26 protein-coding genes are annotated in these 26,471 nt (G+C 68.5%); 17 read left to right on the top strand and 9 right to left on the bottom strand.

Features of this window, described 5'->3' with window-relative positions; all coding sequences use genetic code 11:
- Positions 1-96 precede the first annotated feature (96 nt).
- Positions 97-390 carry a hypothetical protein gene (locus ACQPWU_RS09805; RefSeq protein ID WP_433438513.1) on the bottom strand — a complete coding sequence of 98 codons (294 nt, stop codon included), beginning with the start codon at positions 388-390 and terminating at the stop codon, positions 97-99.
- Positions 391-588: 198 nt separating this feature from the next.
- Positions 589-1,599: a LacI family DNA-binding transcriptional regulator gene (locus tag ACQPWU_RS09800; protein WP_433438512.1), complete on the bottom strand. Its 1,011-nt coding sequence runs from the start codon at positions 1,597-1,599 to the stop codon at positions 589-591.
- Between the two features lie 205 nt (positions 1,600-1,804).
- Between ACQPWU_RS09800 and ACQPWU_RS09795 the strand changes: the two genes are divergently transcribed.
- The 7 genes from ACQPWU_RS09795 (at position 1,805) to efeB (ending at position 9,600) form a co-directional block, all read left to right on the top strand.
- The gene (locus tag ACQPWU_RS09795) at positions 1,805-3,091 is read left to right on the top strand and encodes an extracellular solute-binding protein (protein WP_433438511.1); all 1,287 of its coding nucleotides are present in this window, start codon (positions 1,805-1,807) and stop codon (positions 3,089-3,091) included.
- Positions 3,088-4,047, top strand: coding sequence for a carbohydrate ABC transporter permease (locus ACQPWU_RS09790; protein ID WP_433438510.1), 960 nt, complete (start codon positions 3,088-3,090; stop codon positions 4,045-4,047). The genes ACQPWU_RS09795 and ACQPWU_RS09790 overlap by 4 nt, the downstream gene beginning before the upstream one ends.
- Entirely contained in the window at positions 4,044-4,886 is an 843-nt protein-coding gene (locus tag ACQPWU_RS09785; RefSeq protein ID WP_433438509.1) for a carbohydrate ABC transporter permease, read from the top strand. The genes ACQPWU_RS09790 and ACQPWU_RS09785 overlap by 4 nt, the downstream gene beginning before the upstream one ends.
- A 4-nt stretch (positions 4,887-4,890) precedes the next feature.
- Positions 4,891-6,258, top strand: coding sequence for a glycoside hydrolase family 5 protein (locus ACQPWU_RS09780; RefSeq protein ID WP_433438508.1), 1,368 nt, complete (start codon positions 4,891-4,893; stop codon positions 6,256-6,258).
- 103 nt (positions 6,259-6,361) lie between these two features.
- Positions 6,362-7,195, top strand: coding sequence for an iron uptake transporter permease EfeU (efeU, locus tag ACQPWU_RS09775; RefSeq protein ID WP_433438507.1), 834 nt, complete (start codon positions 6,362-6,364; stop codon positions 7,193-7,195).
- An 11-nt stretch (positions 7,196-7,206) separates the two neighbouring features.
- Complete coding sequence (efeO, locus tag ACQPWU_RS09770) at positions 7,207-8,340, top strand: iron uptake system protein EfeO (protein ID WP_433438506.1); 1,134 nt, start codon at positions 7,207-7,209, stop codon at positions 8,338-8,340.
- 12 nt (positions 8,341-8,352) lie between these two features.
- Positions 8,353-9,600: an iron uptake transporter deferrochelatase/peroxidase subunit gene (efeB, locus tag ACQPWU_RS09765; RefSeq protein WP_433438505.1), complete on the top strand. Its 1,248-nt coding sequence runs from the start codon at positions 8,353-8,355 to the stop codon at positions 9,598-9,600.
- Positions 9,601-9,620: 20 nt separating this feature from the next.
- Here efeB and ACQPWU_RS09760 read toward each other — a convergent pair whose 3' ends face one another.
- The 3 genes from ACQPWU_RS09760 to ACQPWU_RS09750 all read right to left on the bottom strand — a co-directional run bounded on the left by ACQPWU_RS09760 (position 9,621) and on the right by ACQPWU_RS09750 (position 12,147).
- Entirely contained in the window at positions 9,621-10,895 is a 1,275-nt protein-coding gene (locus ACQPWU_RS09760) for an MFS transporter (protein WP_433438504.1), read from the bottom strand.
- 97 nt (positions 10,896-10,992) lie between these two features.
- A complete protein-coding gene (locus ACQPWU_RS09755) occupies positions 10,993-11,403 on the bottom strand; it encodes a VOC family protein (protein WP_433438503.1) in 411 nt (136 codons plus the stop codon).
- A gap of 183 nt (positions 11,404-11,586) precedes the next feature.
- Complete coding sequence (locus ACQPWU_RS09750) at positions 11,587-12,147, bottom strand: CGNR zinc finger domain-containing protein (protein WP_433438502.1); 561 nt, start codon at positions 12,145-12,147, stop codon at positions 11,587-11,589.
- A 29-nt stretch (positions 12,148-12,176) separates the two neighbouring features.
- Here ACQPWU_RS09750 and ACQPWU_RS09745 point away from each other — a divergent pair, with 29 nt between their 5' ends.
- Positions 12,177-13,058 (top strand): arginase family protein, encoded by an 882-nt coding sequence (locus tag ACQPWU_RS09745; RefSeq protein ID WP_433438501.1) that lies wholly within the window; start codon positions 12,177-12,179, stop codon positions 13,056-13,058.
- Here ACQPWU_RS09745 and ACQPWU_RS09740 read toward each other — a convergent pair.
- Positions 13,055-14,608 (bottom strand): DUF4434 domain-containing protein, encoded by a 1,554-nt coding sequence (locus ACQPWU_RS09740; RefSeq protein WP_433438500.1) that lies wholly within the window; start codon positions 14,606-14,608, stop codon positions 13,055-13,057. The two genes, ACQPWU_RS09745 and ACQPWU_RS09740, sit on opposite strands and share 4 nt — an antisense overlap.
- A gap of 183 nt (positions 14,609-14,791) precedes the next feature.
- Here ACQPWU_RS09740 and ACQPWU_RS09735 point away from each other — a divergent pair, with 183 nt between their 5' ends.
- Positions 14,792-15,574, top strand: a complete 783-nt coding sequence (locus ACQPWU_RS09735; RefSeq protein ID WP_433438499.1) for an SDR family NAD(P)-dependent oxidoreductase — start codon at positions 14,792-14,794, stop codon at positions 15,572-15,574.
- A 64-nt stretch (positions 15,575-15,638) separates the two neighbouring features.
- Positions 15,639-17,174 (top strand): alpha/beta fold hydrolase, encoded by a 1,536-nt coding sequence (locus tag ACQPWU_RS09730; protein ID WP_433438498.1) that lies wholly within the window; start codon positions 15,639-15,641, stop codon positions 17,172-17,174.
- Here ACQPWU_RS09730 and ACQPWU_RS09725 read toward each other — a convergent pair.
- Complete coding sequence (locus ACQPWU_RS09725) at positions 17,152-17,544, bottom strand: VOC family protein (protein ID WP_433438497.1); 393 nt, start codon at positions 17,542-17,544, stop codon at positions 17,152-17,154. The two genes, ACQPWU_RS09730 and ACQPWU_RS09725, sit on opposite strands and share 23 nt — an antisense overlap.
- Positions 17,545-17,606: 62 nt before the next feature.
- Here ACQPWU_RS09725 and ACQPWU_RS09720 point away from each other — a divergent pair, with 62 nt between their 5' ends.
- From ACQPWU_RS09720 to ACQPWU_RS09690, 7 genes are all read left to right on the top strand, one after another.
- Entirely contained in the window at positions 17,607-18,035 is a 429-nt protein-coding gene (locus tag ACQPWU_RS09720) for a MarR family winged helix-turn-helix transcriptional regulator (protein WP_433438496.1), read from the top strand.
- A gap of 61 nt (positions 18,036-18,096) precedes the next feature.
- Positions 18,097-19,251, top strand: coding sequence for an ABC transporter ATP-binding protein (locus tag ACQPWU_RS09715; protein ID WP_433438495.1), 1,155 nt, complete (start codon positions 18,097-18,099; stop codon positions 19,249-19,251).
- Entirely contained in the window at positions 19,244-20,338 is a 1,095-nt protein-coding gene (locus ACQPWU_RS09710) for an ABC transporter ATP-binding protein (protein ID WP_433438494.1), read from the top strand. The genes ACQPWU_RS09715 and ACQPWU_RS09710 overlap by 8 nt, the downstream gene beginning before the upstream one ends.
- On the top strand, positions 20,335-21,228 hold the full coding sequence (locus ACQPWU_RS09705) for a carbohydrate ABC transporter permease (protein WP_433438493.1): 894 nt from the start codon (positions 20,335-20,337) through the stop codon (positions 21,226-21,228). Before ACQPWU_RS09710 ends, ACQPWU_RS09705 begins: the two co-directional genes overlap by 4 nt.
- 4 nt (positions 21,229-21,232) lie before the next feature.
- On the top strand, positions 21,233-22,054 hold the full coding sequence (locus tag ACQPWU_RS09700; protein WP_360688867.1) for a carbohydrate ABC transporter permease: 822 nt from the start codon (positions 21,233-21,235) through the stop codon (positions 22,052-22,054).
- Positions 22,055-22,056: 2 nt separating this feature from the next.
- Positions 22,057-22,332 (top strand): DUF2160 domain-containing protein, encoded by a 276-nt coding sequence (locus ACQPWU_RS09695; protein ID WP_360688865.1) that lies wholly within the window; start codon positions 22,057-22,059, stop codon positions 22,330-22,332.
- 18 nt (positions 22,333-22,350) lie between these two features.
- A complete protein-coding gene (locus ACQPWU_RS09690; RefSeq protein ID WP_433438492.1) occupies positions 22,351-24,120 on the top strand; it encodes an ABC transporter substrate-binding protein in 1,770 nt (589 codons plus the stop codon).
- A 55-nt stretch (positions 24,121-24,175) separates the two neighbouring features.
- Here ACQPWU_RS09690 and ACQPWU_RS09685 read toward each other — a convergent pair whose 3' ends face one another.
- Positions 24,176-25,201, bottom strand: a complete 1,026-nt coding sequence (locus tag ACQPWU_RS09685; protein WP_433438491.1) for a dienelactone hydrolase family protein — start codon at positions 25,199-25,201, stop codon at positions 24,176-24,178.
- Entirely contained in the window at positions 25,191-26,471 is a 1,281-nt protein-coding gene (locus ACQPWU_RS09680; RefSeq protein ID WP_433438490.1) for a Gfo/Idh/MocA family protein, read from the bottom strand. The genes ACQPWU_RS09685 and ACQPWU_RS09680 overlap by 11 nt, the downstream gene beginning before the upstream one ends.

Genomic DNA, 26,471 nt, shown 5'->3' with positions numbered 1-26,471 from the left:
GCTACCGTGGAAACACTTCAGCTGACACTGACGGATCAGCAAGCGTGTCAGCCACTATCTCCGAAGGTATGACTGGCCATAGATCGTCGTCATCACTCACTGGGCAGCGCGCTCCTGCCGACGGCGAAGGATCTCATCCATGCTCGTGGTCGGCAGTCTGCCGGCCTCCGCCGCAGTACGCACGCGGTCGCGGTCAGGGTCGGTGTCGAGCATTGTGCGGCCCCACCAGGCGTTCAGCACGCCATCCAGTTCGGGCCCCTGCTCCGCTTCCAAGAGCTCGGCGAAGAATTGGGCACGGCGGCTCCCACGAAGTGCATGCGAGATACCGCCGATCGTCCTCGGCACTCTTTGATGGTCCGTCATCTCGTCGTGAACGAGCTGAGCGCTCATGACACCGCCTTTGATGCTCTTCAGGGTACGACGAGAACCCAGCTACTCGCAGGATTCCCATGGCACGTGCGAAGTCATCGCGCGCCGCCAGGCTCGGTGAGTAGCCGATACCTGGTTCTCGCTCGGGGCGGGGCTCCAGCAGGCCCACCACCCACATGGGCAACGGGTGGGTGAGCCTTGGCCCACCTACCCGAACCCCTACTCGTAGCGGGCTGTGCTGTCTCGGACGATCAGCTCCGTGGCGAGCTCCACGCGCTTGGTCTCCGGCGCCTCTCCCCGGCCCATCGCCAGCACCGTGCGCGTGGCCAGCGCCGCCATCTCCTGCAGCGGCTGCCGTACCGTCGTCAAAGGCGGCCAGGCCGACTTCGACAGGGGCAGGTCGTCGAAGCCCACCACGCTCAAATCCTCCGGCACACGAAGCCCCCGCTGACGAGCGGCCTCGAACACGCCGAACGCCATCAGGTCGCTGCCCGCGAAAATGGCCGTCGGCGGCTCGTCGAGCGAGAGGAGCGCGTGGCCCTCGTCGTGGCCGGACTCCACCAGGAACGTGCCGCGCCGGATCAGCTCGGGCGCGATCGGCACGCCCGCCGTCTCCAGGGCCGCCCGGTATCCGTCCACCCTGGCCTGGCTGCAGAGCATGTCGCTCGGGCCGCTGATCGTGCCGATCCTGCGGTGGCCGAGCTCCAGCAGGTGGCGGGTCGCGGCCAGGCCGCCGTTCCAGTTGGTGGCCCCGACCGAGACGACGCCAGGGGCGGGCTCGCCCTCCGGGTCCACCACCGCGAACGGCAGGGAGCGCGCGCTGAGCTGGGCCTGGATGCCGGTGGACAGGCGTGAGGCGACGATGACCACGCCGTCTGTCCTGCGGGCGGCCAGGCGCTCGAGCCAGTCACGGCCCGGGCCCGCATGGGTGTGCAGGACGGAGATGACCACGCTGGCCCCGGCCTCGTGGGCCGCGCCCTCCGCGCCGCGCACGATCTCCATGGCCCACGGCGACTCGATCTCGGCGAACACCACGTCGACCAGGCCGGTCGGGGTGTCGTCCTGACTGATGCGCCGCTGGTAACCGTGCTCCTGCAGGAGCCGTTCGACTCGATGGCGGGTCGCCGGAGCGACCTCTGGACGTCCGTTGATGACCTTGGACACCGTCGGGATGGAGACTCCGGCCTCCTCCGCGATCAGTGCGATCGTCACCCGCCGCTTCACTGACACGTTCGGGAGTTTAGCCGAAAGTTTCGGTTTGGGATCGCTCCCACTCGAGGTGTTGACGCTTTACATGCTGTTTACCTACGATCCAGGCAGCGAAATTATCGGGGATATAGCGAAACTTTCTTCCGGTACGACTCACAGTGCCCCATGCGTCACGTAGAGGGTTCTGCGGAGGAGCACCGGGCCACTCTGAGGAAGGGACCCCGGAATGAAACGCAGTCTGGTGTTGATCGCAACCGCAGTGCTCATAGCCGGCTGCGGCAGCGGCGGCGGTGGAGGAAGCAGCACGGCTCCTCAGCAGGGCGGCTCCCCCGGCAAGGTCACGCTCGAATGGTGGCACCTGTCGACCGCCGAGCCGCTCAAGTCGCTCTGGGCGCAGCGGGCCAAGGATTACATGGCCAAGCATCCCAACGTCACCATCAAGGCCACGGTCCTGGAGAACGACGCGTACAAGGCCAAACTCACCACGATCACGCAGTCGGGCAAGGCGCCCGACATCTTCGCGACGTGGGGCGGCGGCGTGCTCAAGCAGCAGATCGACGCGGGGCTGGTCAAGGACATCTCCGCCGACGTCGCCGGCGTCCTGCCCAACTTCACGCCGGCGGCGCTGAGCGCGTACCAGCTCGACGGCAAGACGTACGGTCTGCCGACCGACATCGGCATGGTCGGCTTCTGGTACAACAAGAAACTTTTCGCCAAGGCAGGCGTCACGGAGCCGCCGGCCACGTGGTCGGCGTTCCTCGAGGACGTCAAGAAGATCAAGGCGGCGGGCGTCACCCCGATCGCCCTGGCCGGCAAGGAGAAGTGGCCCGGCCACTACTACTGGGCCTACCTGGCCATGCGCATCGCCGGCCTGGACGCGCTCAAGCAGGCGGCCACCGACCACGACTTCACCAAGCCCGACTTCGTCGCCGCCGGACAGCAGGTCAAGGCGCTGGCGGACCTGCAGCCGTTCCAGAAGGGCTTCCTCGGCGCGGCGTACTCCACCCCCGACGGCCAGGCGGCCACGGTCTCGAACGGCAAGGCCGCCATGGAGCTGATGGGCCAGTGGGCACCCGCCGTGCAGAAGGACTCCGGCAAGGGGCTCGGCGACGATCTGGGCTTCTTCCCCTTCCCCGCGGTGGAGGGCGGCAAGGGCTCGGCCGGTGACGCGTTCGGCGGTGGCGGCGGCCTGGCCGTGGGCGCGGACGCCCCGGCGGAGGCCGTGGACTTCGTGAAGTTCATGACCGAGATGGGCAACCACTCCAAGGCCGTGGAGGCCGGCGGCGTGCTGCCGGTGCTCAAGGGCGAGGAGAGCGCGGTGAAGGACCCCAACCTCAAGCAGGTGGCGACCATGCTGGCCTCGGCCAGCGGTTACCAGCTCTACCTCGACCAGGCCTACCCCCCGGCCGTCGGCCAGCAGGTCAACGACAGCGTGGCCGAGCTCATCGCCGGCACGAAGACGCCGGAGGAAGTGGGCAAGGCGATCACCGAAGTGGCCAAGAGCGAAGGATGACGACTCTCACCAGAGGGCCGGAGGCGGTCAAGCTTCCGGCCCCTGCCCCTGCCGCCAGGCGGCGCGGCCGCTGGGTGACCATCGCCCTGTTCCTGCTGCCCGCTCTGGTCCTCTTCCTGCTCCTGGTCGTCGCGCCCATCGTGGTGGCGTTCTACTCCAGCGTGTTCAAGTGGAACGGGTTCGGCGGCCTGCCGACCAACTTCGTCGGGCTGGACAACTTCACCCGGCTCTTCGGCACCGAGATCTTCGGGCAGGACCTGTGGCACCTGGTGGTCCTCGTGCTGCTGTCGATCTGCATCCAGCTGCCGTTCTCGCTGGCCGTCGCGATGCTGCTGAACCAGCGCATCCGCGGGCGGGCACTCTACCGGGTGGTGTTCTTCGCGCCGTACGTGCTCTCCGAGGTCATCACCGGCGTGCTGTTCTCGCTGATCCTCTCGCCCGAATCGGGCATGGCGAACCAGCTCCTGTCGGTGTTCGGGCTCGACTCGGAGTGGCTGGCCGACCCCGGCACCGTGATGCCGTCGCTCTTCCTCGTCATGACGTGGAAATATTTCGGCTTCCACATGATGATCTATCTCGCCGGGCGGCAGAACATCCCGAACGAGCTCACCGAGGCGGCCCAGATCGACGGCGCCACGAGCTGGAAGACGTTCAGGCACATCACGCTGCCGCTGCTCGGGCCGACGATCCGGATCAGCGTCTTCCTGTCCGTCATCTACAGCATCCAGCTCTTCGACCTGGTCTGGATCCTCACCCAGGGCGGCCCCTCGCACTCCTCCGAGACGATGGCCGTCACCATGATGGACTGGGGCTTCAAGCGCTCCCAGGTCGGTTACGCCAGCGCCATCAGCGTCGTGATGTTCCTGCTCAGCCTCGTCTTCGCCCTCGTCTACCAGCGTTTCGTGATGCGCCGTGACCTGGAGGGCGCGACCACCTCGATGGGAGACCGCCGATGATCCATCGCAAGAAGCGCACGCCGCGGCGCAACACCCTGCCGCTGCACGCCGTCGCGTGGATCGTCGGCGCGTTCGTCATCATCCCGGTGATCTACGCGTTGATCGGCGGCTTCAAGCCCACCAGCGAGCTGTCCACCAACCCGTTCGGGCTGCCCGAAACGTGGGTGACGGCCAACTACACCGACGTGCTCGGCTCGAGCTCGTTCTGGCTGCAGCTGTGGAACAGCACGTTCATCGCGGTGGTCACGACCGTGCTGACCGTCGGGGTGTCGGCGCTGGCGGGATTCGTCTTCGCCAGGTTCGCCTTCCGCGGCAGGGAGCTGTTCTTCACGTTGTTCACCGCCGGGCTGATGTTCCCGTTCGCGGTGGCCATCCTGCCGATCTTCGTGCTGCTGCGCTCGTTCGGCCTGCTGGGCAACCCGTTCGGCGTGATCCTCACGCAGGCGGCCTTCGGGCTGCCGTTGACGATCATCATTCTGCGCGGCTTCTTCCGCAGCATCCCGGGCGAGGTCGAGGAGGCGGCCATCATCGACGGCTGCAGCCCGTTCGGGTTCTTCTGGCGGATCCTGCTGCCGATGGCCAGGCCCGCCATCGCCACCGTCTCGGTCCTCGCCCTCGTGGGCAGCTGGAACCAGTTCATGCTGCCGCTCGTGGTGTTCAGCGAGGAGTCGAGCTGGACGCTGCCGCTGGGCATCCAGCAGTTCCAGGGCCAGTACGCCTCCGACACCGCCCGCATCCTGGCCTATCTCGTCCTGGCCATGCTGCCCGCGCTCGGGTTCTACGCCATTGCGGAACGTCACCTGGTCGGTGGTCTCACCGCGGGTGCGACGAAGGGGTGACCACATGCTGCATGTGTCCGGAGCCCAGCTCGTCACGGACGAAGACACGCCGGTACGGCTACGCGGGGTGGGTCTCGGGGGCTGGATGAACATGGAGAACTTCATCACCGGCTATCCGGCCGACGAGAGCTCCATGCGTTACGCCGTGCGCACCGTGCTGGGCGACGAGCGGGCGGAGCTGTTCTTCGACCGCCTGCTGAGCTCGTTCTTCACCGAGGACGACGCGGCGCTGCTGGCCGGGCTGGGCATGAACTGCGTGCGCATCCCGGTCAACTACCGCCACTGGGAGTCCGACGACCGACCCTTCGAGATCGACCCGCGCGGCTTCCGCCACCTCGACCGGGTGATCGGGCTGCTCGGCGCGCACGGCATCTACAGCGTGATCGATCTGCACGCGCTGCCCGGCTCCCAGAACCAGCACTGGCACTCCGACAACCCCACGCACGTGGCCGCGTTCTGGCAGCACCGCCACTTCCAGGACCGGGTGGTGCACCTGTGGGAGGCCATCGCGGACCGCTACCGCGACAACCCCTGGGTGGCCGGGTACAACCCGGTCAACGAGCCGGGCGACCTCACCGGCAAGGTCATCGGGCCGTTCTACGACCGGCTGGTGAAGGCCGTGCGAGCCGCCGACCCGCACCACGTCCTGTTCCTGGACGGCAACACGTACGCCACCGATTTCTCGATATTTCGGGAGGTGTATGAGAACACGGTCTTCGTCCTCCACGACTATGCCCTGGCGGGCTTCGCCCACGGCGGGCCGTACCCCGGCTACACCCGCGGCGAGTGGTGTGACAGGAACGAGCTGGAGCGGGCCTTCGCCAAGCGCTCCCGCTTCCAGCGCGAGACGGGCACGCCACTGTGGGTGGGCGAGTTCGGCCCCGTCTACACCGGGGATCCGGCCGTGGACCAGCAGCGCTACCAGATCCTGCGCGACCAGCTGGCCATCTACGACGCCCAGGGCGCCGGCTGGTCGCTGTGGACGTACAAGGACGTGGGGTTGCAGGGGCTCGTGCACGCCGCGGGACCGTACCTGAACAGGTTCGGCGGCTTCATCGTCAAGAAGCGGCGGCTCGGCGCGGACCGCTGGGGCTCCACCATGGAGGAGTCCGCGGACCTGCTCGCTCCCCTGCACGCGCTGATCGAGACCGAGACCCCCGGCTGGGACCCGTACCCGTGGGGCGCCCGCTACCAGACCGACGACCTGATCAGGCACATCCTCATCGCCCAGGCGCTGCTGCCCGAGTACGCCGAGCTGTTCCGCGGGCTCGACGACGACGAGCTGACCGCCCTGGCCGACTCGTTCCTTCTGGAGCAGTGCGTACGCCGCCGGCCCCTGCTCGACCTGCTGGCCGGCAATCTCCACGCGTGATCCCTCGCACACTGTCGCTTCCGGCTCTTGCGCTAGGTATGCTTCGCCTGCCCTAATTTAGGTAAGGCTTTCCTCAGCAAATCTTCAGCAAGCGGGAGTGACGGTGTTCGCCAGTTACCTCATCGGACTGCGCGAAGGTCTCGAGGCGACACTCGTCGTCTCAGTCCTGGTCGCCTTCCTGGTCAAGAGTGACCGAAAGGACAGGCTCCCTCAAGTCTGGACGGGAGCGGGTGCGGCCGTCGCGCTGTCCGTGGGGTTCGGGGCACTGCTGACGTTCACCGCGGCGAACCTGGGGCACACGGGGCAGGAGCTGTTCGACGCCATCACCTCGCTGCTCGCCGTCGTGTTCGTCACCTGGATGATCTTCTGGATGCGGCGGGCGGCCCGCGCGCTCTCCGGGGAGCTGCGGGGCAAGCTCTCTGACGCGCTGGAGATGGGCTCGGCCGCGGTGATCGTGATGGCGTTCCTCGCCGTCGCCCGCGAAGGGCTGGAGACGGCGATTCTCTTCTTCGCCTCAGTGCAGGGCGCCACCACGTCGGCGGAGCCGCTGATCGGCATCAGCCTGGGGCTGCTCACCTCCGTGCTCATCGGCTGGGGCCTCTACCGCAGCGCCGTGAAGATCAACCTCACCAAGTTCTTCACCTGGACGGGGCTGCTGCTGATCCTGGTGGCCGCGGGGATCTTCAAGTACGGCGTGCACGACCTGCAGGAGGCCAACATCCTGCCCGGTCTGAGCTCGTACGCCTTCGACATCAGCTCCGCCATCCCCGCCGATTCCTGGTACGGCATGCTGCTGTCGGGCATGCTGAACATCACGCCCCAGCCGAGCATCGCCGAGGTCATCGCCTGGGCGTGTTACGTCGTTCCCACTCTCTTCTTCTTCCTGCGCAGCTCGCGGGTGAAGCCCACGCCGTCACCCGCGTCCTCCGCGGCCTGAACAGGAGCACCATGCGTACCGCAATCAGCCTGTCCTTCGGCGCGCTCGCCCTCACGACGCTGGCCGCCTGTGGCTCCGGCGGCGACACCGCCGCCTCCTCCGGATCCGCCGCCCCCGGGAAGATCACCGTGGCGGCGAGCGACACCGAGTGCAAGGTCGCCACCTCCGAGGCCGCCGCGGGCACCACGACGTTCTCGATCACGAACGGCGGCAGCAAGGTGACCGAGTTCTACGTGTACGCCCCCGGCGACCGGGTCATGGCCGAACTCGAGAACATCGTGCCCGGATTGACCAGGGAGCTCATCGCCGAGCTGCCGGCGGGCGCGTACGAGACGGTGTGCAAGCCCGGCATGGTCGGCAAGGGCATCCGCAACGCGTTCAAGGTGACCGGCGAGCACAAAGCGCTCAACGAGGACGCCAAGCTCGCCGAGGCCGTCGCCGGCTACAAGCGGTACATCAAGGCGCAGAGCGACACGTTGCTGGTCAAGACGCAGGAGTTCGTGGACGCGGTCAAGGCAGGGAAGATCGACAAGGCCAAGGAGCTGTACCCGGTCGCGCGGACATACTGGGAGCGCATCGAGCCGGTGGCGGAGATCTTCGGTGACCTCGACCCCGCCATCGACGCCCGCGAGGCGGATCTGGCCCAGGGCGAGGAGTGGACCGGCTTCCACAGGATCGAGAAGGATCTGTGGATCAAGAAGGACATCAGCAAGGACGGGCCGATCGCCGACAAGCTGATCGCCGACGTCAAGACCATCGTGGACAAGTCGAACGCGGCCGAGCTGACCCCCCTGAACCTGGCCAACGGCGCCAAGGAACTGCTCGACGAGGTGGCCACCGGGAAGATCACCGGCGAGGAGGACATCTGGTCGCACACCGACCTGTGGGACTTCGACGCCAACCTCGAGGGCTCCAAGGCGGCCGTGCAGGCGCTCCGGCCGGTGCTGGAGGAGCGCGCTCCCGATCTGGTCAAGACGCTGGACCAGAAGTTCGCCGCGGCCGAGGCGGCGCTCGACGCGCACCAGAAGGGCGACGGCTGGAAGTTGCACAACGAGCTGTCGAAGGCTGAGCTGAAGACGTTGTCCGACGCGATCAACGCGCTGGCCGAGCCGATTAGCAAGATCGCTCCGGCCATTACGAAGTAGCGGGAGACGGCCATGAGTTTGAGCCGCAGGGGCCTGTTCGGGCTCGGCGCCGCTGGTGCGGCCGTGGTCGGGGCCGGGGTCGTGGCCACGACCACGCTGCTCGACGAGGCACCGGTCGCGCACGCCTCCTCGACCTCCGACCCCTTCCCCTTCTACGGCGAGCACCAGGCGGGCATCGTCACGCCCGCGCAGGACCGGTTGCACTTCGTGTCGTTCGACGTCATCACGAAGAAGCGGGACGAGCTGGTCGAGCTGCTGCAGGAGTGGACGGCCGCGGCGGCGCGGCTGACGCAGGGCAAGGAGGCGGGGTCGTTCGGGGCGGTGGACGGCGCGCCCGAGGCCGCGCCCGACGACACGGGCGAGGCGCTCGGGCTGCCCGCCTCCGGGCTGACGCTGACGATCGGGTTCGGGGCGTCGCTGTTCGACGACCGGTTCGGGCTGGCGGACAAGCGGCCCGCGGCCCTCGCTGACCTGCCGAAATTCCCGGGAGAGCAGCTCGTTCCGGAAATTTCCGGCGGCGACATCTGCGTGCAGGCGTGCGCCCACGACCCCCAGGTCGCCGTGCACGCCATCCGCAACCTGGCCAGGATCGGCTTCGGCAAGGTGTCCGTACGCTGGTCGCAGCTCGGCTTCGGCCGTACGTCGTCCACGTCCCGGGCCCAGGCGACCCCGCGCAACCTGCTGGGCTTCAAGGACGGCACCAACAACCTCAAGTTGGAGGACGCCGACCTGCTGCGTGACCAGCTGTGGGCCTCCACGCAGGACGGCAGCGGCTGGATGGCGGGCGGCACGTACATGGTGACCAGGAAGATCCGCATGGCGATCGAGACCTGGGACCGCACGTCACTCGCCGAGCAGGAGCAGATCTTCGGCAGGGACAAGGGCGAGGGCGCGCCGCTGGGTAAGAAGGCCGAGTTCGACGCGGTGGACTTCGCGGCCAAGGGGGCGGACGGGCAACCGTCCATCAAGGCCGACGCCCACGTGCGGCTGGCTCACCCGAGCTCCAACGACAACGCGCACCTGCTCCGCCGCGGCTACAACTTCGTGGACGGCTCCGACGGGCTCGGCCGGCTGGACGCGGGGCTGTTCTTCATCGCCTACCAGCGGGATCCGCGCAAGCAGTTCGTGCCCGTCCAGATGAGGCTGGCCAAGAACGACGCGCTCAACGAGTACATCAAGCACGTCTCCAGCGGCCTGTTCGCCTGCCCACCCGGCGTCAAGGACGCGGGAGACTACTGGGGCCGCACACTCTTCGAGTAGTAGCCAGTAGGTTGTGCGGCTCATCGCGTCGACGTATCGCGCGTGAAATGTGTGACCGACCCAGATGCGCGTCTCAGAACAGCCAGTGCCGCGATCGGGAGCAGCAGCAGCGTCAGCGCACCGGACAGGACAAGCCCTCCGGTGGTCCCGGCCAGCTCGATCAGTGGTCCGCCAACCATCAGGCCAAGTGGGGCGGCCACCGTAGAGCCGGTCGTCCAGAGCGTGACGACCTGCTGCTGCTCGTCGGGCTTGAGCCCCGACTGCAGGAAGCTGTACGCGACAGGCGTGAACGGCGCCCACACCAGGCCGCCCAGGCCAAAAACGATCAGCGCGAGAGTGAGATCGCCGGCGAACGCAAGAGCGATCGGGCACATCGCCCACAGGCCGATGATCACGATCAGCACATGACGCTGTGGAAGGTTCCGCAACTGATTCACGAGGGCCGCGCCGGCGAATGCGCCGACCCCAAGCGCACCCCACATGAGCCCCAGACCAGACGCGTCGGCGTCCAGCGTCCCGCGCACGTACAGGGGCAGCGCCACCTCGATCGGCATGTAGAAGAAATTGAAGAAGAACTCGACGACCAGCAGTCGCGCGGCAACCGGCCGGCGACGCAGGATCCGCCAGCCCGATTCGCGGGCTCGTGGGCGACGAAGCGCATCACGATCTTCGGTGGCTCGGGGAATGGACACCAGGACGGCGACCAACAAGATCAGCGCACCGCACGCATCGAAGAAGAGCGCGACGCCCGGGCTGGTGGACGCCACGATCATCCCGCCCAGCACCGGCCCGACGATGTAGAGCGCGAACGAGGCATTCAGCCCGAGTAAGCCGTTGACGGCGAACCGCCCGGTCTCGCCCGCGATGGACGTCGCCAGCAGACGCCGGCTGCTTGATCCAGCCATCCGGAACGTCGCGCCGAAGAGGAGACCGACGATCAGCACGGGCAGCGTGAGTTGCTCGGTGACGGCCAGAACCGCCAGGGTGACAAAGGTCAGCGACCGTAACACACAGTCGGCGATCAGGAGGGTGCGCGGCGGCACCCTCACCCGTCCCAATCCGATGGCCAGCGCAAGGATGGTCGACAGGACGAACGGCGCGGCCTCCACCAGCCCGATCGCGATCGCCTTGGGCACGCCGCCGTGGATGGACAGCGTCTGTACGGGCATGGCCACGATGATCACACCCGTACCGACGTTGGCCAGGAGGTCACCCAGCAGGAGGCCAGCCACCTGGCGGTTGCGCAGCACCTCGCGGTAGGACCGGTTGGCCTCATGGGTCGCTCCGGTGGGCATTGGGCCGGCCTCCTTCTGAGAGTCGTCCTTCACGGGCCGGACAACGCCGGCCCCGCTCGCCGACGGCACCAGGTCATGGCTGCGATCGCCAGTGGGCTCAGCGCAGCTCCTGGATGCGGATCAGGTTGCCCGCGGGGTCACGGAAGGCGCAGTCGCGGATGCCGTACGGCTGCTCGGTCGGCTCCTGGACGAGCTCGGCGTCGCCGGCCTGGAGCCGTGTGAACGCGCCGTCGAGGTCGGAGGTGGCCAGGACGATGCGGGCGTAGGTGCCCTTGGCCATCATCTCATCGATCATGCGGCGCTCCTCGTCGGTGATACCGGGTTCGGCGGCCGGCGGATACAGGACGATGGACGTGCCGGGCAGGTCGGCGGGGCCGACCGTGATCCAGCGCATCGTGCCGTTTCCGAAGTCCTTGCGGACCTCGAAACCGAGGGTGTCGCGATAGAAGGCCAGGGATGCTTCAGGGTCGGTGTGCGGGAGGAAGGTCCAGTGAATGCTGATGTCCATGGCGGTCAGGCTAGGTGCGGCTCCGTGACCCGAGCTTCTCGAATCGTGCTCGGTCTGGTGACCCCACCTGACCCGGAGCGGCCGTGACCTCGGAGCGCCGGCGTACGTATGGGTGGATCAGACAATCTGCTTCTATGAAGGTGATGACTGCCACTGAAGCGTCTCGAAGCTTCGCGACCGTGCTCAACGATGGCGGGCGCGGGAGGCGGCGGCGTGGGCGCGGTTGGCGCAGCGGGTCGAGCAGAACTGGCGCTTGCCCGGACGGCTGCGATCCACGAAGGCGTCCTGGCATGGCCGGGCCGCGCACAGGCGTAGCCGCTCCCAGTCGCCCGAAGCGGCGAGGTCGAGTAGCTCGGCGACGGATCGTACGGCCAGCCGTTCGGCCAGGGTGGCTCCTTCAGGCGCCCTGAGCCGCTGCCGCGGCACCCCGTCCGCCTCTTCCACGACGACCCGTATCGGCAGCTCGTCCGCCCACCGGGCCAGGGCGGGCGTCCGCTCCGCCGACTCGCGGGACAGCACCGCGCGCAACCGGTCCCGGACGGCGCGGACCGCCTCCAGGTCGTTCCCGCCCTGGCCGTCGTCACGCGCGCGGGACGGCAGGGGCGGGGTGATGGGCTCGGCCAGTTCCTGGCAGAAGCGGCGCAGTGCTCCCACGTCCGGCAGGCGTTCAGGGTCGTCCAGGTACTCGTCCCACGTGTTGGCCAGATCGAGCGCCGCAAGACCCGTCTCGGCGAACTGGCGCATCGCGTTCTCCCTCTGTTACCGTCACGACTATGACCACAATAACCCCTGACAAGACCATCACGGTCCTCGACGCGCCCTCCAACCTCGGCCTGCGCCCACTCGCCCCCGACACCGTCCCCGGCTGCTACAAAGCCCCCTGGGCACTGCGGAACGCCGGTCTCGTCCAGCGGCTCGGCGCTGCCGACGCGGGGGCGCTGGTCCCGCCCCGCTACGTGGCCACCTGGACGCCGGGAAGCGGCGTGCGCAACGGACCCGCCATCGCCGGCTACGCCCGCAGGCTGGCCGACCGGGTGAGCGCGATCAGGGAGGAGGGCGGGTTCCCTGTCCTGCTCGGCGGGGACTGCTCGATCCTGCTCGGCCCCGCCCTCGCCCTGCGCAGGAGTGGGCGGTACGGGCTGGCGTACCTGGACGCGCACTCCGACTTCCGGCACCTCGGCAACTCCCCGCACGTCGGCGCGGCGGCCGGGGAGGACCTGGCCCTGGTGACCGGGCGCGGTGACGGCTACCTCACGGACATCGACGGGCTGCGGCCGTACGTCAGGGACGAGGACGTGATCGTGCTGGGGGTGCGGGACGGGGAGGATCTCAATGACTTCGCGGAGAGCGGCATCGCCCACATCCCCGGCAGCGACATCTCCCTCGACGACGCGAGCAAGGTGCTCGTGCGTGACGAGCTCGACGGGTTCTGGATCCACGTGGACGTCGACGTGCTCGACCCGTCCGTGCTGTCCGCCGTCGACTCCCCCACCCCGGGTGGGCTCGACGCCGACCAGTTCATCGAGCTGGTCCGCGGGCTGGTGGGCCTGCCGGGGGCCGCGGGACTGGAGGTCACGATCTTCGATCCCGACCTGGACGAGGACGGCAGGCAGGCAGCCCTGCTCGCCGACATCCTCGTGGAGGCGCTCGCCTAGTGGATCACGTAGCCGCTGGAGCTGGACTGGCCGGTCTCGTTCGTGGCCGTGATCGAGGTCCAGGGGCCCGAGGGGACGTACGGGGCCCATGCCGACTCCAGCCGCCCCTTCTCGTACCACTCCTGCTTGACCGCCACCCCCTGCGGGTCGAAGCGGAGCGTGCCGCCGCGCAGGTTGTAGCCCTCGACGAGGATGCCGGGCCGCCCGTTCATCTCCTTACGCGAGGCGCCGACGATGATCGGCTGCCGCCACCCGCTCACGATGTCGTCGGCCAGTGAGGGCGTGTCGTAGCGGGCCTGGCATGTGAAGAAGGGATCCCACCCGTAAGAGATGATTTTTCCGGCATGCGTCCCGGCCGCCATCACCTGCTGGTCGATCCTGCTCTTCGTCGTACGCCCGCGCAACGGCAACGGATCGACCCTCCCGCACTCCCCGTCCACCGGTGTCGGTTCGAACCCCTCGACGTTCACCCACAGCTCCACCCCGGACGGCACCCGCCGCGCCGCCGCCTCGATGTAGTCGCGGGTGGCCCCGTAGTACGCCTGCGCGTTGCTCACGTCCCCGACGACCGGCACCAGGCGCGGCGCGACCTTGGCCTCCGCCTCATGAACCCCGTAGACGGGCACCTTCCCCGTCCCCCGCCCGTCCTGCACGGCGACGGCCATGGGCGCCCCCGCCCGGGTCGCGGCGATGTCGGCGAGTCCCTCCTCCGCCTGCCCGGGCGGGAACCCGCGGCCCTTCCGGGCGTCGATGTACGGGCTGACCAGGATCTTCTTCCCCGGCAGGGTGGCGGCGACGACCGCGTGCTGGGCCGCGTACAGCTCGATGATCGGGTCCTTGGCCGCGCGCGTCCGCATGGCCAGCTCGAACGACTGGTAGACCCCTCCGAACGCGGAAGACCTCCCGAACCGCTCCCGGTAGTCGGCGAGCACCCGCGCGGTGAAGGCGTTCAGTGCGGCGATGTGCGCGAGGTCTGGCTCCCACGGCTTACCCGCTGACTGCGGCGCGGCGGGCAGCCCAGGGAAGACCGTCATCCCGTACGCGGCCGCCTCGGTCATCAGGTTGCCGAGCCCGTCGCCGTCGGTGGAGATGAGCACGACATCCTGTACGGGATCCTGGCATGACCCGGCCAGGGAGACCCGGTAGAAGATCCGGCCCCTGCTCACGATCCGCCGGTCCAGCCCCGGGCACCGCAGCAGCCCCTTCCCGAACTCCTCGCTGGTCACGTAGGTGTAGACATGGCGGACCCCTGGGACCTCGGCGCACGGCCGCCCGTCCACGAGGCAGTCGGCGAAGTCGGGCTCCTCGCGGGCGCTGAACCTCGGGCCGAACGTGATCAGCGTGTCGCCGCCGATCGCGTGGATGGCCTCCACCATGCGCCGCGTCACACACGGATCTGCCCGGGGCATGACCCAGTAGCCGGTGACGGCGTACGGCGCGACGACCCGGGTGTCGCGCGACTGGCACGCCTCGACCTCGGGCTTGTCGGGTGCGGCCAGGCTCACCACGAAGGCGACCGCCACGACCAGCCACAGGATGACCCGGTGCACCCACGCCCCTTCCACGCCACCCCAAGCCTACGCACCCGACCGGCACTCCGGCCTCGCCACGAGTCACGAGGAACTCATTGGGTACTCATGGGAACTCGTGGGGAACTCATGGGGAGCGAGTGCCACCCAGGCGCCGCCTCTCGCATCCCGACCACGGACAATGGCGAGCAGGGGGTAGACATCGTGCGTATCGATCTCAGCGGCAGGACCGCGCTGGTCACCGGGTCGACTCAGGGCATCGGGGCGGCCATCGCCGAAGGGCTGGCGCTGGCGGGGGCCCACGTCGGGATCAACGGCCGCAGCGAGAGTTCCGTCGCGATGGCCATCGAGCAGATAGAAGTCGGCGACCTGATAGCGGCGCCCGGCGACGTGACCACGGACGAGGGCTGCGAGGCGGTGCTGCGCGCGCTGCCCCAGGTCGACATCCTCGTCAACAACCTGGGCATCTTCGAGGCCAAACCCGCGCTCGAGATCACCGACGACGAGTGGCGGCGCTACTTCGACGTCAACGTGCTGGCCGCGGTCCGGCTCACGCGCGCCTACCTGCCCGGCATGGTCGAGCGCGGCTGGGGCCGGATCCAGTACATCGCCAGCGACTCCGCCGTGGTCATCCCCATCGAGATGATCCACTACGGCATGACGAAGACCGCGCTGCTGGCCGTGTCCAGGGGGTTCGCCAAGGAGGCGGCGGGCAGCGGGGTGACGGTCAACTCGGTCATCGCGGGTCCGACGCACACCGGGGGCGTCGAGAAGTTCGTGTACGACCTCATGGGCAAGGACCTGGAGTGGGAGGAGGCGCAGCGGGCGTTCATGCTCCAGCACCGTTCCCAGTCGTTGCTGCAGCGCCTGATCGAGCCCGAGGAGATCGCGAACATGGTCGTCTACCTCAGCTCGCCCTTCGCCTCCGCGACCACGGGCGCCGCGGTGCGGGTCGACGGCGGGTACGTGGACTCCATCATCCCCTGAAGGTGAGCCGCGGGCCCCCCGACAGGGGGATGTGGCCGGGCGGGTCCGCCGCGAGCCTGGGGGCATGATCTTACGAACCCTGCTCACGCTCGGCCTGCTGGCCGCGCCCGCGGTCGCCGAGCGGCCCGCCATCACCTGGCAGGAATGCCCGGCCTACTCCGATGACGTGCTGCGCTGGATGGGCCTCGACGACGATCGGCTCCCCGAGTACAGGGAACTGCTCGGCAGGACGGAGTGCGGCACGCTCACCGTCCCCCAGAACTACGCCGACCCCGGCGGAAAGCAGATCACCATCGCCCTGACCAGGCTCAAGGCCACCGACCAGGAACACCGCCTGGGCAGCCTGGCGGTCAACCCGGGAGGCCCCGGCGGCAGCGGCTACCTGATGCCGCTCGACCTCGCCATGACCGACGCGAAGCTGAACGCCCGCTACGACCTCATCGGCTTCGACCCGCGCGGAGTCGGCTACAGCACGAAGGCCAGGTGCCCCGGTGGCAAGCCGGAGCAGGCGCCGCCGGGTCCCGTCAGCGAGGACCTGGCCAGGAAGGTCTACGACCAGACGGTCACGGACAACCAGGCCTGCGCCCAGTCGGACCCCGGTTTCATCGGTCAGCTCACGACCGCCAACGTGGCCCGCGACATCGATCGGATCCGCTCCGCGCTGGGCGAGTCGGAGATCAGCTTCTTGGGCGTCTCCTGGGGCACCTGGCTCGGCGTGGTCCTGCGCAGCCTGTTCCCTGCCAAGGTGCACCGCATGTGGCTGGACAGCATGGCCCTGCCCACGCCGAGGATGGACGTCTTCACGGAGGTCCGCGCCATGGCCACCGACCGCGACTTCCAGCGGATGGCCGGGTGGATCGCGGAACGGAACGACGTGTACGGGTTCGGCACGACGAAGGACCAGGTGGTGTCGGCGCTGACCGACCTGCGCAAGGCGTACGACGCCAAGCCCCTGACCTTCACCGACATCGACTTCACCGCGGACGGCCGGTTGATCGCGGAGGTGGCGAGCCAGCCGAGCCCCGCCTGGCCGGAGGCCGCCCGGGTGCTGAAGGAACTGGTGGACGCCACCGGCCCCACCGCGCCCCCGACGATCAAGAAGATCTTCGGCAACGGGCCGTCGCGCGCGCCCGCCGGCGCGCCCGAGCGGGGCAACCTGACGGCGAACGTCGCGTTCTTCTGCAACGAGGACCAGGGGGCGCGCACGTTCGACTCGGCCTGGAACGCCTACCGCGAGCGCCTCCAGCGCTACCCGGTGACCGGCGAGGCCACCTCGTTCTCCCCGCCGTGCGCCGGGTGGCCGCTGCCCGTGCAGACCACGCGCCTGCGGCATGGCGGCTCGCTGGTGCTGTCGGGGCACCTGTACGAGAGCCCGTCACCGTACGAGTGGACGCTGCAGACGAGGGCGGCCGTCGGCGGGCATGTGGTGACCGTCGACGACGACGTGCACGGCTCCGCGCTCGGGGTGCCGGGCTGTCTCACGAAGGTGGTCGGCTACTTCGAGACCGGGCGGGTCACCGCCACCTGTCCCGGGGTGCCGATGCCGGACTCGACCGAGCTCCCCGACCGTTCCGAGCTCAGTACGACTGCAATTCGATGAGGTTGCCCTCCGGGTCCCGGAGATGCGCGGTACGCAGGGTCGGCGCCCAGTCGGGACGGTCCTGGGGCGGGGCGGCGACCGTGGCGCCGTGGCGGGCGAGACAGTCTGCCGCCTCGTCGACGTCGTCCACCTTCATGACCAGCATCGCGGTGTCCTGAGCGGCCCGGGGCAGGTCCGCGGTGCCGACGGCCTCCGCGATCCTGTCCCGGGCGAACAGGACCAGCCCGGCCTCCCCCTCGATGTCCCAGTTGGCGTAGCCGGGCAGGACCTTCACCGGCTCGACGCCGTGCAGCTCGCGCAGCACAGCCTGGTAGAACGCGGCGCAGGCCGGGAAGTCGCGCACGAGCAGGCGGGGGTAGAGGACGTCCATCGGCGTCTCCTCCAAATTAGTGGGTATCTACCAATAATTGGTGACAACCTACACTAGGGGACATGGACCTGCCGCCCACCCTGCTCGCGACCACGACCTTCGTGCTGCACAAGGTCGGAGCCGGCAGCCGTCGCACTGTCACGGCCCGGCTGACGGGCGAGACGGGGCTGAGCCTGTGGGAGTTCGCCGTGCTGGCCACGCTGGCCGACTTCGGGCCCGCCGCCCAGCGCGAGATCGGCGGCCGGCTCGGGCTCGATCCGAGCGACATGGTCCGGCTGATGGACGGCCTGATGGACGAGGGGCTGACCGAGCGCGACCGCGACCCGGCCGACCGGCGGCGCTACCGGATCTCGCTGACACCCGCGGGCCGTGACGCGCTGGACCGGGCGCTGGACGTGATCGAGCGCGTGGAGCGGGAGACGCTGGCGCCGCTGACGGCGGACGAGCGGAAACAGCTGCACGAGCTCGTGGCGAAGGTCTTCACCAGCTGAGCAGGACTTCGCAAGCGCGCCGTAATTAACCCAGAGGTCACACTGTTCACTGCCATACCACATGCCCTCTTTGCACACAGTTGCAGATCATGTTAGATGGAGGCGAGCAGAGAGGACCGGCACAGTGACGCTGATTCTCGATGGCGTCTTCGTACGGCGGCGCGGGGAGACGTGGCTTGACGACGTTCGCCTGGAATTATCCAATGGAATGACCACGCTAATCGGCCCGATGACCGCGGGAAAGACGACATTGATGCGCGTCGTCGCCGGATTGTTACCGCCGGACTCGGGCCGGGTCGTGGTCAACGGAAAAGACGTCACCGCCATTTCGGTGCGAAAACGCTCGGTCGCCTTCGTCTACCAGCAATTCACCAATTACCCGTCGCTGACCGTCTACGAGAACATCGCCTCCCCGCTCCGGCTCGACCCGAGATTCCGCCGTGACGGGATCGACCGGCGGGTGCGCGAGGTGGCGGAGCTCATGGGCATCGCGGCGTTCCTCGATCGCAGACCCAGCGAACTGTCGGGCGGCCAGCAGCAGCGCACCGCCATCGCCCGCGCGCTGGCCCGCCCCGTGGACGTGCTGCTCCTCGACGAACCCCTGGCCAACCTGGACTTCAAGCTCCGCGAGCAGTTACGCGCCGACCTGAAGACCATGTTCGCGCACTCCCCCGGCGTGGTCCTCTACTCCACGGCGGACCCGAACGAGGCGCTCACGTTCGCCGCGCCGACAGTGGTCCTGGGCGAGGGCAGGGTCCAGCACATCGGCGACGTGGCCGAGATGTACGCCCACCCGCCCACGCTGGCCGTCGCGGCCACGCTCAGCGACCCGCCGCTCAACCTGCTGCCCGGCGTCGTACGCGACGGCAGGATCGAATGCCTCGGCACCTCCTTCCCCGCGCCCCGCGCGCACGCCTCCGGGCGCAACGTCATGCTCGGCGTCCGGCCCCACCAGGTGAGCATCGAACGCGACGGCCCCGGCTCGCTGGAACTGCCGGCCGAGATCAGGCTGGCCGAGGTGACGGGCAGCGCGACGTTCCTGCACCTGCTCCTGCAGGGGCGGGTCCACCTGGTCGCCCACCTGCCGGGCACCCAGCTCTTCACCCCGGGCGAGACCACGGTCGCGTACGTGAACCCGGCACACGTCTTCGTCTTCGACGAGGACGGCGGCCGCCTGCTCGCCACCAGCGCCGCGGAGGTCGACCTGCATGGCTGACATCCGGCTGGAAGGCGTGGGCCACAGCTACGACGGCGGCCGGACCTGGGCCGTCCAACCGATGACCTGGACCTGGCAGAGCTCCAGGGCGTACGCGCTGCTGGGCCCGAGCGGCTGCGGCAAGACCACACTCCTGAACATCATCTCCGGCCTGATCACGCCCACGGTGGGCCGGATCTTCTTCGACGACCGCGACGTCACCGACGTGCCCACCGCGGGCCGCAACATCGCGCAGGTCTTCCAGTTCCCAGTCCTGTACGAGGAAATGTCGGTATACGACAACCTGGCCTTCCCCCTCCGCAACCGGAAATATCCGGCGAAGGAGATCGACGAGCGCGTCCGCCAGGTCGCCCGGCTCCTCGGCCTGGACGACCTGCTCCGCCGCAGGTCACGCCGCCTGGACCCGGGCCGCCAGCAGATCGTCAGCCTGGGCCGCGGCCTGGTGCGCTCCCAGGTGGCGGCGGTGCTGCTGGACGAGCCGCTCACCGTGGTAGACCCGGCGCTGAAGTGGACGTTGCGCAGCAAGCTCAAGGAGATCCACCGCGACACGGGCCATACGCTGATCTACGTCACGCACGACCAGACCGAGGCGCTGACGTTCGCCGACGAGGTCGTGGTGGTCAACGACGGGGCGATCGTGCAGGCGGGCGAGCCGGCCGAACTGTTCCTGTCGCCGGCGCACGAGTTCGTGGGGCACTTCATCGGCTCTCCGGGCATGAACATGCTGCCCGCCGAGATCGTCGGCGACGTCGTACGCGTCGGGCAGGCGGACGTGGGCCTGGTCACCGGCGACGTGCCGCCCGGTCCGGTCAGGATCGGGGTGCGGCCCGAGTTCGTGCAGATCACCGGCGCCCGCAACTCTCCTGGGGTGGCGGCCCGGGTGGCCGGGATCGACCGCATGGGGGCTTATGACCTGGTGCACGCCCTGGTCGGCGAGCACACCGTGACCGCCAAGACCGAGGCGGGATCGCCCTACGCGCCCGAGTCGGTGGAGTTCCTGCACTTCCCGGCGGACCGCACGTTCCTGTTCCGCGACCAGGTCAGGTGCGGCTCACTCGCGCCGCTGAACGGAAGGGGTACGGCGTGACCGAGGTCCAGGAGGAGCCGCGGGCCGACCTGAAGCGCAAGGACAACCGGGCCTGGTGGCTGGTGCTGCCGGTGGTCGTGTCGGTGGCGTTCACGGCCGTGATCCCGCTGATGACCGTGGTCAACTTCTCCGTGCAGGACGTCTTCAGCCCCAGCGACCGCATCTTCGTCGGCCTGGAGTGGTTCCGTTCGATCTCGCGCGATCCCGAGGTGCGCTCGGCGTTCGTGCGCACGCTGCTGTTCTCGGCGCAGGTGCTGCTGCTGGAGATCCCCCTGGGAGTGGCGCTCGCGGTGTCGATGCCGCGCCGCGGCGTACAGGTGTCGGTGGCGCTGGTGCTGGTGGCGCTGCCGCTGCTCATCCCGTGGAACGTGGTGGGCACGATCTGGCAGATCTTCGCCCGCGGCGACATCGGCCTGGGCGGCTGGACGATCAACAACGTCCTGGGCGTCAACTTCAACTACACACTGGACTCCACGGACGCCTGGATCACGGTCCTGCTCATGGACATCTGGCACTGGACGCCGCTGGTGGCGCTGCTGGCGTACGCGGGGCTGCGCTCGATCCCCGAGCCGTACTTCCGGGCCGCGCAGATCGACGGCGCGTCAGCGTGGGCCACGTTCCGCCACATCCAGTTGCCCAGGCTGCGCGGGGTGCTGACGATCGCGATCCTGCTCAGGTTCATGGACAGCTTCATGATCTACACCGAACCGTTCGTGGTGACGGGTGGCGGGCCGGGGAACGCGACGTCGTTCCTCAGCATCCTGCTGTCGAAGATCGCGGTCGGGCAGTTCGACCTGGGCCCGGCGGGCGCGTTCTCGCTGCTCTACTTCCTGATCGTGCAGATCCTCTGCTACGTCTTCTTCACCGTGCTGACCAGGTCGGGGAGGTGACCCGATGGCCAGGCACACCGGGCGGCGGCTGCCCTGGGCGCGGACGGTCTTCTGGCTTTACGTGGCGACGCTCATGTTGCCGGTGCTGTGGATGTTCCTGATGTCGATCCGGCCGAACGAGGACATCCTCGGCAGCTTCTCGCTCATCCCGCAGCGCGTGACGTTCGACAACTACGCCACTTTCTTCTCCGACTCGGCCTGGTATTCGAGCTATCTGAACTCCATCGTCTACACCTCGATGAACGCCGTGATGTCGCTCGTCGTGGCGTTGCCGGCGGCGTACGCGTTCTCGCGATTCCGTTTCGCCGGGGACAAGCACCTGTTCTTCTGGCTCCTGACGAACCGCATGGCGCCGCCGGCGGTGTTCCTGCTGCCGTTCTTCCAGATTTATCAGAGCGTCGGGCTCTTCGACACGCACCTCGGTGTCGCGATAGCTCACATGCTCTTCAACGTCCCGCTCGCCGTGTGGATACTCGAGGGTTTCATGTCGGGAATCCCGCGGGAAATCGACGAGACGGCCGCGATCGACGGCTATTCACTTCCCCGTTTCTTCATCCGCATATTCCTGCCGATGATCCGCTCCGCGATCGGCGTCACGCTGTTCTTCTGCTTCATGTTCAGCTGGGTCGAGCTGCTGATCGCCAGGACCATCACCTCGGTGAACGCCAAGCCGATCGCCGCGACCATGACCAGGACGGTGAGCGCGGCCGGAGTCGACTGGGGCCTGCTGGCCACGGCGGGGGTGCTCACCATCGTCCCGGGCGCGATCGTCATCTGGTTCGTCCGCAACTACATTGCGAAAGGCTTCACCATGGGGAGGGTTTAGGGATGCTCGAGTGGATGGTCTGGACCGCCCCCACGGCCCTGGTGTTCGCCGGGCTGGCCCTGCTGCTGGTCGTGATGGCGGTCTGGGCCCGCGTCTCCCCTCCCGTGGCCAGGCGGGGCTTCCTGCGCATCGAGACCGATCGTGGCGACCGGCTCTACATCGGCCTGATCAGTGCCGCCGTCGTGCTGGCGGCCTGGATAGCTGTCACCGACCTGTCCATGTGGCTCGCGCTCGGGTGCGCGCTGCTGGTGGCGGTCGTGATCGGGATATGGGGCTAACAGAGGAGGAGCCAAACGATGAGTCATCGGGCAGGCAGGTCCGCGACGGTAGGTCTGGTCGCGCTCGTCCTGATAGCGGCCGGCTGCACGCAGGGCGCGAAGAAGCCCGCGAGCGATTTCAAGGAGTCCGACGGCAAGGCCGCGGCGCAGCGGTGGGTGACGGAGGAGTTCACGCCGAGCACCCTGTCCAAGGACCAGCAGTTGGCGGAGATGGACTGGTTCATCAAGGCCGCGGCGCCGTACCGGGGCATGGAGATCAACGTGGTCTCCGAGACGATCACCACTCACGAGTACGAGTCCCAGACGCTGGCCAAGGCGTTCACCGAGATCACCGGGATCAAGATCAAGCACGATCTGATCCAGGAGGGTGACGTCATCGAGAAGCTCCAGACCCAGATCCAGGGCAACCAGAACATCTACGACGCGTACGTCAACGACTCCGACCTCATCGGCACCCACTCCCGCGGCAACTACGTCTTCCCACTGTCCGACTACATGGCGGGCGAGGGCAAGAACGTCACCTCGCCCACGCTCGACCTGAACGACTTCATCGGCATCAGCTTCACCACCGGCCCGGACAAGAAGATCTACCAGCTGCCCGACCAGCAGTTCGCCAACCTGTACTGGTTCCGCTACGACTGGTTCACCGATCCGGAGATCAAGAAGCAGTTCAAGGCCGCGTACGGGTACGACCTGGGCGTCCCGGTCAACTGGGCGGCTTATGAGGACATCGCCGACTTCTTCACCAACAAGGTCAACGGGAACGGGACCATCGACGGCAAGAAGGTCTACGGCCACATGGACTACGGCAGGAAGGACCCGTCGCTGGGCTGGCGCTTCACCGACGCCTGGCTGTCCATGGCAGGCAATGGCGACCCCGGCATCCCCAACGGCCTGCCAGTGGACGAATGGGGCATCAGGGTCGAGAACTGCCGCCCGGTCGGCTCGTCGGTCACCCGCGGTGGCGACGTCAACGGCCCCGCGGCGGTCTACTCGCTCACCAAGTACGTGGACTGGCTCAAGAAGTACGCGCCCAGAGAGGCCGCGGGCATGAACTTCAGCGAGGCCGGCCCGGTGCCCGCCCAGGGCAACATCGCCCAGCAGGTCTTCTGGTACACCTCGTTCACGGCCGACATGACCAAGCCTGGGCTGCCCGTCGTCAACAGCGACGGCACGCCGAAGTGGCGCATCGCGCCGAGCCCGCACGGCGCCTACTGGAAGCAGGGCAACAAGCTCGGCTACCAGGACGCCGGCTCGTGGACGCTGCTCAGGAACACGCCGCAGGACCGCAGGGCGGCGGCCTGGCTGTACGCGCAGTTCGTCACGTCGAAGTCGGTGTCGTTGAAGAAGTCGATCAAGGGGCTGACGTTCATCCGCGACTCCGACATCAGGAGCGACTACTTCTCGGAGAACTCCAAGAAGTACGGCGGGCTCATCGAGTTCTACGCCTCGCCGGCCCGCAAGCAGTGGACCCCGACCGGGACGAACGTGCCCGACTATCCCAAGCTCGCCCAGCTCTGGTGGCAGAACGTGGCCACCGCGGTGACCGGCGAGACGACGGCCCAGCAGTCCATGGACAACCTGGCCAAACAGCAGGACGAGATCCTCTCCCGGCTGGAACGGCGCGGCTACGGCGGCAACTGCGCGCCGAAGCTGAACCCCGAGCGCCCCGCCCAGTACTGGTTCGACCAGCCGGGCGCACCCGCGCCGAAGCTGGCCGACGAGCGCGGCAAGCCGGAGACGCTCGACTACGACAAGCTCATCGCCACGTGGAAGTCGGGTAACTGAGCCGAAAACGCAGAGTGCCGCCGCCCGGGGCAGGTCCGGGCGGCGGCCGTCTCTCCTATTCCTTCAGGTGCCGGGCCAGCCAGTCGAAGGCCCGCTCCTGCATGGGCAGGTCGAAGCTGTGCGGCACGTCGGCCCACACCGCCTCATAGGCGCCGGGGGCGTCTCGGTAACGCTCCTCGATCATGGCGTGCGCCCGGCGCATGCCGGGCTCGGGGAACAGCTCGTCGCGCAGGGCGTACTGCACCATGAGCGGCTCGGGCGCGCGGGCGGCGACCAGGTCGGGCCAGTCGCCGAGGCGCGGCAGCCCTGGCGGCCAGAGCATCCACGTGTGCTTCTCGACGTACCCGTCGAGCATGTCGCGGTAGGACGAGACCATCGCGGTGACGACCACGGCCCGGATGTCCGGGTCGAACGCGCCCAGGAGCGCGGCTCGCAGCCCGCCTCCGGAGAGCCCGGCGCACCCGACCGGCCCGACGTCGGGCCGTGACCGGAGGTAGGCCGCCGCGGCGAGGTCCTCGCCCGCGGCCACGCCCGCGAAGGACGTGCCCAGCGCGGCGCAGTGCTTCGCGATCACGTGCTCGTGATCCCTGGCCGCCGCGTCGTAAGGGCCGGGCTCGTCGACATCGAGCGGGAAGCGGCGGCTGCCCCAGGTGAGCACGTCGGGGGCCAGCACCACGAAGCCGCGCCGGGCCAACTCGTTAGCGTACGCGCGACCGCTGTAGAGCCGCTCGCGGACCCTCAGCACCTCGGGGGAAGGCGCGGAGGGGCCGTCGGCGATCTTCTCCTTGCCGAACCACTTCATCCCGCCGTGGCAGTGCAGCGCCACCACCCCGGGCAGCGGCCCGGCCGCGTCCCGAGGGCGCAGCAGGTACGCGTGGGTACGCGGCCCGAACCCCACCGACCAGGAGAGCTCCTCCCCCGCGAGGTCGCCGTCCGTCCACGAGCGCTCGACCCGCACATCCTGAGCGGCGAGGTCGAGCACCCCCATGGCGGCACGCGCGGCCGAGCGCAGTTCGGGCCCGGGGAGAGACGGATAGACCCCGAGCTGCACGGCGGTGATGCCGGCCAGCTCAGCGAACACGCGTGCCCTCGTCGACGAGGTGCACGGGCTCGCCGCTCGCGGCCGAGACGTTGGCCGCGTGGCCCGTCAGCACGCTGCGGATCCCGTCGCGGTAGCCGGCCTGCCGCTTCAGCGGGTCGTCGCCCGGCCCGCGGAAGACGTCGTTCAGCAGCAGGCGGTCACCGCCGCCGTGCCCGCCGGCGCCGGTCTCGATCGGCACCTCCTCCGGCTCGCTCCACTGGCGGTGCAGGGTGAGCTTCTCCCACGAGTCGGCCTTGTGCTGCTTGGAGGCGGCGCTCGGGTCGATGGCCGCGTGCGGCGGGGTCCACGCCCGCTCGACCACCTCCAGCTCCAGCCGCCCGGCCGTGCCGTTGAACGCCACCCGGTAGCCCTCGAAGGGCGCGTAGGCGTTGAGCGAGTAGGTCAGCACGGACCCGTTGGTGTAGCGGACCATCACCGACATGGTGTCGTCGATGGTGATCCCGTCGCCGAAGACGTCCTGGTCGCGGATGTAGCCGTCCTCGTGCTCGGCGTCCAGGTAGAGCCGCTTGAGCCGGTCATCCTTGGAGATGTCCAGGATGAACGGGTCCGTACCGAGTCCAGGAGCGCCCTGGCCGCGCGTGGGACGGTCGGACAGGCCGCGCTCGCGCGCGTTCTCCGAGCCGTAGAAGCGCAGGTCGGCCTGGGCGAAGACGGTCTGGGGAGCGGCGGCGAGCCACCAGTTGACCAGGTCGAAGTGGTGGGTGGACTTGTGGACGAGCAGCCCGCCCGAATTGATCCGCTCGCGGTGCCAGCGGCGGAAGTAGTCGGCGCCGTGGATGGTGTCGAGCGTCCACTCGAAGTGCACGGACGTCACCCTGCCGATCGCGCCCTCCTGCAGCAGGCGGCGCACGGCCGAGTTACGGGGCGAGTACCGGTAGTTGAACGTGACGATCAGCTTGCCGGTGCTGCGCTCGGCCGCCTCCGCGATGGCCGCGCAGCTCTCGGCGTCGATGGTGAGCGGCTTCTCCACTATGACGTCGCGCCCCGCGTCGAGCGCCGCGCACACGTACCGGGCGTGCGTGGCGTCGACGGTGGTGACGATGACCGCGTCGGCGAGCTCGAGCACCTTGTCGAACTCATCTGGCGTGAAACGCGGCACCTCGTGACCGATCCGCTCGACGTAATAGTCCATGCGGGTCCGGTTCGTGTCGCACAGGGCGACGATGGTGCCGGCGTCGCGCCACTCCCCGAGCAGCGCGTCGACGTACATCTGTGCGCGGTGCCCGAGCCCGACGAACGCGTACTTCAT

The organism is Nonomuraea sp. CA-141351 (assembly GCF_050944675.1).
GTDB lineage: Bacteria > Actinomycetota > Actinomycetes > Streptosporangiales > Streptosporangiaceae > Nonomuraea.
This window is presented reverse-complemented; position numbering and strand designations above follow the sequence as displayed.